The 11195-nt window shown below is 33.8% G+C and carries 12 protein-coding genes; 1 reads left to right on the top strand and 11 read right to left on the bottom strand.

Annotated elements, in window-relative coordinates; translation table 11 throughout:
- Window positions 1-322: 322 nt before the first annotated feature.
- From FEE95_RS21900 to FEE95_RS21870, 7 genes are all read right to left on the bottom strand, one after another.
- On the bottom strand, window positions 323-1165 hold the full coding sequence (locus tag FEE95_RS21900) for a nuclear transport factor 2 family protein (RefSeq protein ID WP_138660190.1): 843 nt from the start codon (window positions 1163-1165) through the stop codon (window positions 323-325).
- Between the two features lie 324 nt (window positions 1166-1489).
- Window positions 1490-2554, bottom strand: a complete 1065-nt coding sequence (locus FEE95_RS21895) for an ATP-grasp domain-containing protein (protein ID WP_138660189.1) — start codon at window positions 2552-2554, stop codon at window positions 1490-1492.
- A gap of 178 nt (window positions 2555-2732) precedes the next feature.
- Window positions 2733-3113 carry a DUF7668 domain-containing protein gene (locus tag FEE95_RS21890; RefSeq protein ID WP_138660188.1) on the bottom strand — a complete coding sequence of 127 codons (381 nt, stop codon included), beginning with the start codon at window positions 3111-3113 and terminating at the stop codon, window positions 2733-2735.
- 212 nt (window positions 3114-3325) lie between these two features.
- Window positions 3326-4312, bottom strand: a complete 987-nt coding sequence (locus FEE95_RS21885) for a fumarylacetoacetate hydrolase family protein (RefSeq protein ID WP_138660187.1) — start codon at window positions 4310-4312, stop codon at window positions 3326-3328.
- A 241-nt stretch (window positions 4313-4553) separates the two neighbouring features.
- On the bottom strand, window positions 4554-5063 hold the full coding sequence (locus tag FEE95_RS21880) for a hypothetical protein (RefSeq protein WP_138660186.1): 510 nt from the start codon (window positions 5061-5063) through the stop codon (window positions 4554-4556).
- Between the two features lie 154 nt (window positions 5064-5217).
- Entirely contained in the window at window positions 5218-5664 is a 447-nt protein-coding gene (locus FEE95_RS21875) for a YybH family protein (RefSeq protein WP_138660185.1), read from the bottom strand.
- A 389-nt stretch (window positions 5665-6053) separates the two neighbouring features.
- Window positions 6054-6356, bottom strand: a complete 303-nt coding sequence (locus tag FEE95_RS21870; protein WP_138660184.1) for a hypothetical protein — start codon at window positions 6354-6356, stop codon at window positions 6054-6056.
- Window positions 6357-6642: 286 nt separating this feature from the next.
- Between FEE95_RS21870 and FEE95_RS21865 the strand changes: the two genes are divergently transcribed.
- Window positions 6643-7524, top strand: coding sequence for a dienelactone hydrolase family protein (locus tag FEE95_RS21865; protein ID WP_138660183.1), 882 nt, complete (start codon window positions 6643-6645; stop codon window positions 7522-7524).
- Window positions 7525-7752: 228 nt separating this feature from the next.
- Here the strand turns inward: FEE95_RS21865 and FEE95_RS21860 are convergent, their stop codons facing one another.
- The 4 genes from FEE95_RS21860 to FEE95_RS21845 form a co-directional block, all read right to left on the bottom strand.
- Entirely contained in the window at window positions 7753-8130 is a 378-nt protein-coding gene (locus FEE95_RS21860) for a YbbC/YhhH family protein (RefSeq protein WP_138660182.1), read from the bottom strand.
- Between the two features lie 216 nt (window positions 8131-8346).
- The gene (locus tag FEE95_RS21855) at window positions 8347-9051 is read right to left on the bottom strand and encodes a hypothetical protein (protein ID WP_138660181.1); all 705 of its coding nucleotides are present in this window, start codon (window positions 9049-9051) and stop codon (window positions 8347-8349) included.
- 203 nt (window positions 9052-9254) lie between these two features.
- Window positions 9255-9704 (bottom strand): HAD family hydrolase, encoded by a 450-nt coding sequence (locus FEE95_RS21850; RefSeq protein ID WP_138660180.1) that lies wholly within the window; start codon window positions 9702-9704, stop codon window positions 9255-9257.
- A 538-nt stretch (window positions 9705-10242) separates the two neighbouring features.
- Window positions 10243-11040, bottom strand: coding sequence for a DUF6090 family protein (locus FEE95_RS21845; RefSeq protein ID WP_138660179.1), 798 nt, complete (start codon window positions 11038-11040; stop codon window positions 10243-10245).
- Window positions 11041-11195 lie beyond the last annotated feature (155 nt).

Below are 11195 nucleotides of genomic sequence, written 5' to 3'. Positions count from 1 at the left end.
CTAGTTTTCTAAATGGACAGGAGCAGGCATACGTAATTTCGGTAGCTAAAAGAATCAATATTAAAATGTGATGAGATTTCTTCATAAAAAAATGATTTTTCAGCTTGCAGGTAACGGTTCGGCTATGCTTAGTGCGGGGCGGAAATCCGACGGATTTCCTGTCTTGCGCTAAGCTAAACCTTTGGGTTTCGCTTTTTCTTTTTTTGACCAAAGCTAAATCCCAAAGATTTAGCGACCTCATAAATATACACAGAACTTGGCTTTAAAACCTAAGCCCGCATTAAGTATAGGCATTGTTACCTGCAGTTATTTTTACGCTACTTTAAATCATTCCGTTTGCATGAGCCATATTTTCCGGAATTAATTGTCCGACTGACCAATGTTCGGTTATTTTACCTTTGTCTAGGCGATAAACATCATAGAAAACCCATTCCTTTCCTTCTTTTTTACCTTTTGATTGAGTCACTACGAAGTTCCCTTCGCCAATTATACGATGAACTTTTTCAATTGAAACGTCTTTGTAAAACGATTTGAGGCTAACCAATCCATTGTCTATTTCTGGGTTATGTTGAATTAGATTTGAATTCAAATAATTAGGCATTTGTTCAAAATTTCTAGTAACTAAAACTTTGTTGACATAGTTTTCTACTATGCTCTTATTCTTATTCGTAAGTTCTTTGTTTTCAATCATGTTAGGTCCCTCAACTTCTGGATTTCCATTCGTTGTGGATGGAGAACTATCCTTAATTGCGTCCCAATGCTCAGCAATTAGTCCATTGTCCAATCTGTATAAATCGAGCACAGTTTTCTTTTGTCCAGCGAATTCTACTTCAAAGTGGAGCACGACATAATTATCTTCAGAAATAGCACGCATAAAAGGTTTTGTTGGATTGTCAGGCTTGGGTAATTGTTTCAAAAAACTAATCATTTCTAGAAAACCAGCTTTGCCCGATTTTACTGATGGATTATGTTGAATATAATCGTTTGTTAAGGCTTTGCTAGCGTAAGTAGAATCTGCTTTTCCGATTGCGTTTATAAAAAAGTCTAATACTATTTGTTTATTATTATGTTTCATGTTTTCTATGTGTTTATTGGATTTCTTCTTGTTCTGTTGAATACAAGACACCAAGAGAATTGCGCACAAAAGTGCTATGATAGATTTCATATTAAATCTGTTTTAATTAAAAAGTGTGATTTTAATAGGGTGCAGTCAACTGTTCCATTTCACATATTGCGGAAATAGTTTAACTAAAGACTTACCCAAAAATATTAGGGAGTCTTAGAAATAGAAGTTTTTGATATGTGTAAATTCAATAACAGATTGTAAATATAAGATAAATTGAAATTGAATTTGGAAGCTCTTTTATAATTGCAGGTAACGGTCTAGTACAAGAATAGTAGCGGATTTTCAAGTACTAACTTTTCGATTTAACACAGACCTTTTTTGTATTCATTTACTTTTGTTTTAGCGATTAAACCGCTATTATTTTTATACATTGTTACCTGCTGGCTTCCATTTTTGATTTAAAATATTATTCAATAAATTAAAGTAATTCCATCCGATTTTTCTAGCAGAAAGTAAAGTCAGACTATCTTGGTTATTTCTATGAGCTCTTGATGGTCCAGTCATATTCGGTTTCATATTTAGGTCAAATAAAAAGTATTTTCCTTGTTCGTTAGCCCTACAATCTATCCTGATTGGTGCTTTAATTCCAATTAACTCTGCTGATTTAACACAATGTTCATACACTTCTTGAATTTCTGTAGTCTGTAACTCATTATCGCTCAAAACCTCACTATTTTCCATCACAGCTACTATTCCATTGTAAGGTGCGATTCCGTCTTTATGATTAAATCGTTTGACCGCAGGTAGGCACCAAGGACTATTAAAATATTTCTCGTTGTTATTAATGACATAATTTCCTTGAGGCATTACTGTAATTGTAATTTCCTGTCCGTTCAAATATTGTTCAACATAAGCTGCGTTTCCGTAACTTTTTGCTGAAAAAAACTTGGTTAAATTCTCTAAGAGTTCATTGCGATTGTCAATTTTAGTAACACCTTGACTTCCTCTTCCCCGAATGGGTTTAAGAACCAATGGAAACGCTAATTCTAGGGATAAATTATTGTAATTTTCAATGGTGATAAGCTCGTTTTTAGGAATGGGAATATTTTTGGATTTCAATAAACTATTGGTAAACATTTTATCATCATAAAAATCAACTGATTCAGGTGTTTGTCCTACAATTTCCAATTCTTGGTCAAAATAATTTTCTATAGTATGGTGTTGATATAAAACTGTATTTAGCCAAAAGATTTTTGCACCCTTTTGTAATGCCAGTTCAATCCCCTTTATTGTATCAGGGAAAACCCAATCCTTATCATTGTTTCGCTTTGGATTTTTAACAGGTGTAACTACATCAATATTGTTTTCCAATAATTCAAATGCAATATCTGCTCCGCTGTCAGAATAACCTCCTGGCTTCATAGGTTTTTGAATTCCATCTTTTGTGGGTGGCAATTGAGCTTGGTATAATATTGCTATTCTGTTCATTTCGTTTTGTTCAGCTGGTCGTTCGTTCAGCTTGCAGGTAACGGTTCGGCTAAGGTTCGTTGCTGTGATTCGTCCGAAGGACAATCCAGCCGAACCTAAAGATAGCTTTTTGCGCGTGATTTCCGTTTAGGAAATCCGCAAGCAATGAATTTTAGGCATTGTTGGCAAACGTTTTTATTTACGGAACATAAACCAATCTAATATTAAACAGATATTCATTGTCAATTTCCCTTACCTCTGCATTAAGTACTAAATCACTAAGTCCTTCACCCGCAGTAAATAGGTCAATTAGAACATTCCAATATTCTCCATAACATATATAGACAGACGTGTCCCACGCTTCATCAGGAAGTTCAATTAATTCTTGTCCGTAATCCTCGATGTATTCTTTTATTTGTACGGCAGTATTTTCCGGTACAGGACTTACATTTTTTAATCCGTTATTTAGTCCGTAGTCATGTTGAACAAAAGCACTCACAATAGCTTTAAAAGTTGGCCGCCATAAATGAGGTATGGGAAGTTCTTCTTCTTCGTTTTTTTCAACTCCTATTTCGTTCATTTTCTAAATGTTTGCCAACGGTTTAGCTATGAACAGTACGGGAGCAAACTAGCGTTTGCTTTCCGCCACGCACATAGTGAAATCTTTTTGTTTTGTTTTTTCTTTTCCTTGTTTAAAGCAAAATCTCAAAGATTTTGCGGACCTCATAAAAATACACAAACCCTGCGATTAAGCCCGAAGCCCGTATTGTTTATAGGTTTTGTTGGCAACAGTTATTTTTTGTATTCTTTAACTACTTGATTTATTTTTCCAAAAATTGATTTGCCATCTTTGTCTTTCATTTCTACTTCAATTCTATCTTCAAAACTCATAAATGGCGTAGATGCTTTTCCATCTTTTATTATTTCTAAACATCTAACTTCAGCTAAACAACTTGAGCCATTCGGACTGCCTTGGTTTGCAACTGTACCAGAACCTATTACAGTTCCCGCCATTAATGAACGAGTTTTAGAAGCATGTGCTACTAATTGACCAAAGTTAAATGTCATATCAATTCCCGCATTTGGGGACCCAATGAGTTTTCCGTTTAAGGTAGAATCTAAGGGTAAATGAAGTTTTCCGTCAATCCAACTACCATTTAATTCGTCTGGAGTAACAACCACAGGAGCAAATGTTGTCCAAGGTTTTGATTGGTAAAAACCAAATTGTTTTGATAGTTCGTTAGGGATTAAATTTCTTAAAGAAACATCATTGATAATGGTTATCAATTTAATATGATTTAAAGCGTCTTTTGAATTTATTCCCGCTGGCACATCATCTGTGATAACAGCTACTTCGGATTCAAAATCAATACCCCAATCTTCATTTTCGATTTCAATATCATCATTTGCTCCAATAAACGCATCAGAAGCGCCCATATACATCAAAGGGTCAGTCCAAAAAGACTCAGGTAATTCTGCGTTTCGAGCTTTACGTACAAGTTCAACGTGAGTAACGTAAGCACTTCCATCAGCCCAATGGTAAGCTCTTGGAATTGGTGCTAAAACTCTTACAGAAGAAAAATCAAACGTGTTAGACAATTTATTTGTGTTTAAGTCTTCATAAACACTTTGTAGTTTACTTTCGGTTTCTATCCAATTATCGATTGCAGTTTGCATAGTTTCTGCTATTTCAGGTACTTTAACTGCTCTTGTTAATTCTTTATTTACGACAACTAATTGTCCGTCTCTGGTTTTGTTGTCAATTGAAGCTAATTTCATTTAATATTTTCGTTTTTCGTTTTTTTTTAATTGTTGCCAACGGTTGAGCTATGAACAGTACGGGAGCAAACCAGCGTTTGCTTTCCGCCACGCACATAGCGAAATCTTTTTGTTTTGATTTATTTTTTCCTGTCCGGAGCAAAATCCAAAAGATTTTGCGGACTTCATAAAAATACACAAACCTTTCGTTTAAGCCCGAAGGCCGTATTGTTTATAGGTTTTGTTGTGCGTAGGCTTTTTTTCAACTGCATGTAGAATAATTATTTGCACAAAGTTTTGCAGATTCAATCCATCCAGTAATCCGTTTTCCATTATAGTCAACAGAAACCTTAGTCCATTCAGGCCCACATTCCTCGATAGTCACAAAACTAGCTTTCCAATTTTTTATTTCTATCACCTCCGATAACTTATCATTCGGTTTACTATAAAAAGTCAAATCCATATATTCCTTTTCATTTTTCATGAAAGCTCCTATATATATTCCCTTTTCAATCCAACCATAGTGAGTTATGCCATCTAAACTTAGCGCTACGGCATAAAATTTGTCTCTTATTTCAACTATTTTTAGGCTAGCAAAGTTTTCGTTTTCAATGTCATTTTTCAACGAAATTTGTTGCGTGCCATTGGGCTCATCGTAGATTTTTATTACTCCGTCGTATTTCCAGTAAATAACAGCATCGCATAATACTGTCTGTCCAAATACAGTTTGGCAAGTGATAAATAGTAGTAAAGATGTTAAAATATATTTCATTTTTTCAGCTTACGCACAACGGTTCGGCTATGATTAGTTGCGGCCAGAAATCCATAGGATTTCCCGCCGCACACTAAACATACTAAATATGCGTAGATTTTCCGCAGGAAAATCCATAGCAATTAATTATAGGTATTGTTAGGGCAAGTTTTTATCAGTTCAGAGATACAAAAAGCTGAGGTTTTATTTTCCATCCGTCGGACTCTTTAGTCCACATTGCAGAATAATTCCCATTAATGATGGACTGACTGCCTTTTTCAGGGTCATAGGCATTCCAAATCCCATTCTCCCAAGCCAAACCTCTTTTTTCATTAACTAAGACTTCTTTAGTATCGCGTATCCAGTACATTTTACTTTCTCCACCATCGATAATATAATCAGCTAGAGCTTTTTTCCCTGATAATAATGTCCCACTACCAGTTGTAGTTAACACATCATCTGTCAAATATGAAAGGACTTTTTCATTATCGTATGACTTAAGAGCTTGATTTGAAGCATTTCTAACTGCTAATATTTGCTCCTTATTAGTTTGAGATAATAGCCCAGAAGAATATATAAAAATGGAAAGAAATATAAAAAGTAAGTTTCTGGTAATTTTCATTTGCTTCAATCTTGGTGATTATTTTTATTACTCTTTTTTAAATTTGCCCTAACGGTTGAGCTATGAACAGTACGGGAGCAAACTAGCGTTTGCTTTCCGCCACGCACACAGCGAAATCTTTTTGTTTTGATTTATTTTTTCCTGTCCAGAGCAAAATCCAAAAGATTTTGCGGACTTCATAAAAATACGCAAACCTTATGATTAAGCCCGAGCCCCGTATTGTTTATAGGTTTTGTTATCTTCTGTAGCTTCACGTCAGAGTAAGCACGAACTTTTGCATTGCCATCTCTTTTCCACATGAGTAAAGTCCATCTGCGCAAACTAGCTAAGAAGTCCATTCGCAACATTTGCATACGAGCGATGTCCATTAGTTATTGATTTTTAATTATTTAATTTTTGTCAGTTTGATAATAGATTCTAGGATTTTCTCCATTAATTGAATCAGAAGCTTTTGCATGCAAATAAAGCCCAATAGCCATTGCTGAAATTAAAATTATTACCTGAATTATCTGAAGTTTCTTATTTGGTTCTGTATAAATTGAAACAATAATTAAAATACATATCAAGAATATACCTGCAGATAATAATTTTTCTAAATGAGGATTCATACCAGATATGAATGTTGAATGTAAAGCTAAATACAGTCCAACTATAATTGAGAATACTAAGTTTATTATTGTTTTAATTTTCATTAAATCATAACAGATTTATTATTTTTTGAGCTATTGAAGATAACGGTCTTGTATATGGCACGTTGCCATATTTATAGTTTTATATTATTCAGCCGAAACTGAGGTTTATTAGTAGGGAAGCGTTTAAAGTTAGCCAAATTTTGGCAATGTGTTATATACGTTGTTATACGGCGTTTTTAATGTAATCGTAAAGCAATATATACACCTATTAGAACTTAAATGATTGCAATTTGCAACATGCTTCTAAAAAACCAGTCCTTAAGATATTATCACTAAAGTTATTATAATGGAAAAATTTATCCTATTGTTTTTTGTTTGTTTTGGGTTGATTGGTTGTAAATCGACATCGAGAACCGCTAAGCTTAAACAAGTAGACACAAGAGGTTGGTATACTACACTCGAGCCTTTTGCCAAATTCAATCCTAGTCATAAATCAGTTGAGATATGGACTCCAGAAGATGAAAATAAAGTGCCGTTAGTTATATACGCCCATGGTGGTGCGGGATTTCGTGAAGATGATCGAAGACGAGTTGAGATGCTCCGTAATAATGGTTACGCAACTATATCATTCGATGCTTACGAAATGAATGATTTAGATTGGAACTTTGTTACTCGTAAGGTTACAAATACAGGCAAGCAAAATCTAATTTGGGAAGTGTTTAAGGGAGCCGTTGCCTATGCGACACAAAATGGAAATTGGGATCGTCGAAATATCTTTTTTTATGGAGCCTCAAACGGTGGTCGAACGGTATTATATGCCGGTAATGAGTTAATTAATAAAAATGTGCGAGGAATTATTTCTGAAGCACCTGCCGCAACGGGTTATTCATTGGGAGAGTTAAAAATTCCGACAATCATTCTTTTCGGTAAAATGGACAATTGGGCGGGAAAATCGGACACTGATTTTGTATGGACAAGAACGTATCCAACTTCTCCTATTTCAATTGAATCTTGGTTGAATTCTCAGCGGAGTAAAGGGCATCCGATTCAATTTATTTTTTACGAAAATGCAGGTCATTTACTTTTTGAAGGCCCTCTAGAAAAAGTGACGGTCCGAAGGGGCGAGAATATTGCTTTTACCGCATATCAAGGTGCAGATGAACTTGTGCCGCAGAAATATGAACAGGATGTAACTTCTTTTATAAAAATGAACTCAGTTCAACATTAACTTGATTGTTAAATGCCGTATAACGGTTGGGCTATGATTAGTTGCGGCGTAAGAAATCCGTAGGATTTCCCGTCGCACCCTAAACATAGTAAAAATGCTTAGATTTTCCGCAGGAAAATCCCAAGCAATTAATTATAGGCTTTGTTGTCATTAGTTTTTTCCGTCCGAGTTAGATTTTCCATAATATTGGTAAGTCCATTGGCGCAAACCTCCGCAAGTACAAATGATTTATTTTCCATGTGACATTCGCATAATTTTTCCATTCCAGGAATCAATTACTAATTCAAAAACTCCTCCAGCATAGTTTTTCGGAAGTGTCCCGAAAATTATCCAATAATCGTCAATGAGATAAATTTGATATGGTTTTTCAAACTCAATTTGTTCTTGTCCATATTGCTCAAACAATATCACTTCTGCATAATCGATTGCATTTTTCTTTTTAGGTATTAGTTTGAAGTCCATTTTACTTCGGTCATAATGAATTTTGAGTGCTAATTCCAGTTTTTTTTTGGCATAGTCTTCATCTCCGATCCATCTATCAGAATCCTGAGCATGGATTGTTGCGAAAAAAAGCATTGCAATAGTTAATGTTAGGAGAATTTTCATTTTTCAAAATTAATGACAACGGTTCGGCTAAGCGTAGTGCGGAGGCAAGGAAACTTTTCGTTTCCGTCTACCGACGTAGCTAAAGCTTATTGTTTTGCTTTTTCTTTTTTTGTTCCAAAGCTAAATCCATAAGATTTAGCGACCTCATAAATATACACAGACCTTTCGATTAAGCCCAAAAGTCCGTATTACGTTTAGGCTTTGTTGTACGCAGTTTTATTCCGTTTCAATGAGTTTTTTATTCAATTTCCCTGTTGATTCATCAATTGAAATTACCTTTAATTTTTGCTTTTCTATTATCGAAGTAGTTTTGTCCTCTCCAAATTCATAGTGCCCTTCAGCTTCAATTATTTTGTAATTCCAGATGTCCATTTTTTCATAGGTCGTAGTCCAGAATTGTTCTGCATCGCCCCCTTGTGAGTAAATAATAAAACTAGAGATTGGTTCGAAATCCGACTTTCTGAAATTGAAAATGTGAATAGCTTCTTTGTAATCTTCAAAATCGCTAAAGGCTACAGAAAGAATTTGTTCATTTTCACTCATTTTGCAAAGTGGTCGAAGTAAATCAACAGGTTCAAATTGTAAACTGTCTTTTATTTCAAGTCCGAAAATCCAGTCCTCAGTTTTTGAATCCACAACTTCTTCTGTATTCCCGTTCTCTGCAAATATCATATCCATCGATTTGTCGAAGCATCCAGATTTGAGTCCATTAATACGTTCCTTTAAAGTTTGTTTTTTAGACAACTCTCCTTTTTCGTGTTTAACAATTTCAGACATATTTTCCTGACGTGCTGGCTCGACAGATTTTTCAAGTTTTATTGAAACATCATTATCAAGTTCTAGTTTACTTTTTTCTTTCCCGACAGAATTGCAACCGAGTATTAGAAGGAAAATGGTGAATTTGGAGAAAATTTTTATCATTTGTTAAATTGCGTACAACGGTCTTGTGTATGAAACGTAGCGTATAAAAAGATACTAACTTTTCGGATAAACACAGAGCCTAATTTTTATATTTTGTTTTTAATTTATCAATCTTAAAAGCCAAATTTAAAAATTTGGCGGTCTTTGTAAATAAGTACAAACCTTTCAGTTTAGCACTTACTAGCTATGTTTTATACACGTTGTTACCCAACGTTTTTTATTCCGTTTTTAATTTTTTCAATCCAATTTTTATCAGTCGGTTTGACAATAATTACTTTAAAATTAAATCTCTCACTCTCAATTCCAACTCCTTTTAAATCGTCAATATGCAAATCAAAGTCAAATGCTGGCGGAAATTTCGATGAGTTAATGTTCCGAGATTTTAAAATTTTCCGATTTTGTTTTTCGTTTACGATTCTGTTTACTTTTATTCCATAATATTTTAAAGTCTGTCTTATTTTTCTTTTGCTACGAAACGATGTGGTATAAATGTGAATTTTGTGTCCTTGATTCTGCAAATCGGAAATTAATTCACGTGTTCCTCTTCTTATTTCCTCAATTCCGAAAAGTTTAGCAATTCCGCTTCTATTTTCAGTTTCAAATTCCTTTCCGTTCGGAATTAATGTACTGTCAAGGTCAAAACTTATATTCATTTAATCAATAGTTCTTGTCATTGCAATTGTCATCATTATTCCGATATATAAAAATGGAATTGCACTTAAAAAAATCCAAATCAGATTATCTTTAAGATTAGATTTGTGCTTAATGAATAAGAATGTTGTATTTATAAAAGAGAGAAAAACGCCTCCATAAAATGCGAATAATAGTGTAGGTGCTCCATATCTATAAATCCAAGTTCCTCGATATTCTTTTACTATTTGTGCCAATAGCATTGTAATCAAGCAAAATACTATAATTAGAATTCCACTTTTTTTAGTCCAATTTATATTTCGAAGTACTATGCTCAATGTTATGTCAAATGTTGGGTAACGGTTTAGCTATGAACAGTACGGGAGCAAACTGGCGTTTGCTTTCCGCCACGCACATAGCAAAATCTTTTTGTTTTGTTTTTTCTTTTCCTCGTTTAAAGCAAAATCCCAAAGATTTTGCGGACATCATAAAAATATACAAACCTTTCGTTTAAGCCCGAAGCCCGTATTGTTTATAGGTTTTGTTGTGCTTTCGTTATTTTTATTTATGCTGTTCTAATTCCTTTTTTAGTTCTATTAATCTTCTTTGAATGGAATTTACCATTGTAAGTTCTGAATACATGTTACCTGCAAGATAATTCAGGTTATTTTTAAGTTCTGAATCCTTCAATAAGTTTGTTAAGACAATTTTTGCTTCTTTTTCATCAATATCTATTTGACAATTTTCTTGAAGTTTAACAGATAAACTATTCCCTGTTTCTATTACAATGTCTCCACAATTGATTCTAATTTCTTCTTGAATGTTATTTGGCATTCTTCTTCTTAAATATTCTCTATAACTGTTTGAATAATTGGCGGTGTTTGAATTTGACCAATTTGATTCATAAAAATTTATTAGCCTTGTTCTTAGTTCGTAATTGCTTATGAGATTAATTTGCCCTGAATTATTAAGTTCTTTATATGTTGAAGCCGGCTGTCTCGCATCAATATCCTGACTTGCTTGGTAAAAATTAATAAGACTTTGACTGGGCATTTTAAGAGCTAAATCAGGGTTTAAGAAGTGTTGCTGTACTCTGTTAGTAAAATCCTTGACTTGCTTGTTATAGTGTACATAATTATCAATAAATGATATTTCTTCATTTATATCATCTATAAGTCTCGTAATAAACAAACTTTCCAATTTGTTATTCTTTATATTTTCATTCCAATTATTAATGGATAACGCAATTAAAATTCCAATAACTACAAGGATAATTTCTCCGATTGCATAAATCAGATATTTACTGAACTTATTTTCAGATATCAGTTTTTGTCTAATTTTTCTAAAGAATTTTATCATAGGTTAGCGGTTTGTCATAATGAAGCACAACGGTTGAGCTATGAACAGTACGGGAGCAAACTAGCGTTTGCTTTCCGCCACGCACATAGCGAAATCTTTTGGTTTTCTTTTTTTCTTTGTCCCGCTAAAAAGCAAAATCCCAAAGATTTTGCGGA

The sequence above is a fragment of the Maribacter algarum (ex Zhang et al. 2020) genome (genome assembly GCF_005885635.1).
Taxonomy (GTDB): domain Bacteria; phylum Bacteroidota; class Bacteroidia; order Flavobacteriales; family Flavobacteriaceae; genus Maribacter_C; species Maribacter_C algarum.
The sequence above is the reverse complement of the archived record's forward strand: the minus strand, read 5'-3'. Positions and strand labels throughout refer to the sequence as shown.

Bases quoted from the DNA above. Each gene is read 5' to 3' on its own strand.
- FEE95_RS21900 (WP_138660190.1), bottom strand. From the start codon at position 1,165: ATGAAATCTATCATAGCACTTTTGTGCGCAATTCTCTTGGTGTCTTGT.
- FEE95_RS21895 (WP_138660189.1), bottom strand. From the start codon at position 2,554: ATGAACAGAATAGCAATATTATACCAAGCTCAATTGCCACCCACAAAA.
- FEE95_RS21890 (WP_138660188.1), bottom strand. From the start codon at position 3,113: ATGAACGAAATAGGAGTTGAAAAAAACGAAGAAGAAGAACTTCCCATA.
- FEE95_RS21885 (WP_138660187.1), bottom strand. From the start codon at position 4,312: ATGAAATTAGCTTCAATTGACAACAAAACCAGAGACGGACAATTAGTT.
- FEE95_RS21880 (WP_138660186.1), bottom strand. From the start codon at position 5,063: ATGAAATATATTTTAACATCTTTACTACTATTTATCACTTGCCAAACT.
- FEE95_RS21875 (WP_138660185.1), bottom strand. From the start codon at position 5,664: ATGAAAATTACCAGAAACTTACTTTTTATATTTCTTTCCATTTTTATA.
- FEE95_RS21870 (WP_138660184.1), bottom strand. From the start codon at position 6,356: ATGAAAATTAAAACAATAATAAACTTAGTATTCTCAATTATAGTTGGA.
- FEE95_RS21865 (WP_138660183.1), top strand. From the start codon at position 6,643: ATGGAAAAATTTATCCTATTGTTTTTTGTTTGTTTTGGGTTGATTGGT.
- FEE95_RS21860 (WP_138660182.1), bottom strand. From the start codon at position 8,130: ATGAAAATTCTCCTAACATTAACTATTGCAATGCTTTTTTTCGCAACA.
- FEE95_RS21855 (WP_138660181.1), bottom strand. From the start codon at position 9,051: ATGATAAAAATTTTCTCCAAATTCACCATTTTCCTTCTAATACTCGGT.
- FEE95_RS21850 (WP_138660180.1), bottom strand. From the start codon at position 9,704: ATGAATATAAGTTTTGACCTTGACAGTACATTAATTCCGAACGGAAAG.
- FEE95_RS21845 (WP_138660179.1), bottom strand. From the start codon at position 11,040: ATGATAAAATTCTTTAGAAAAATTAGACAAAAACTGATATCTGAAAAT.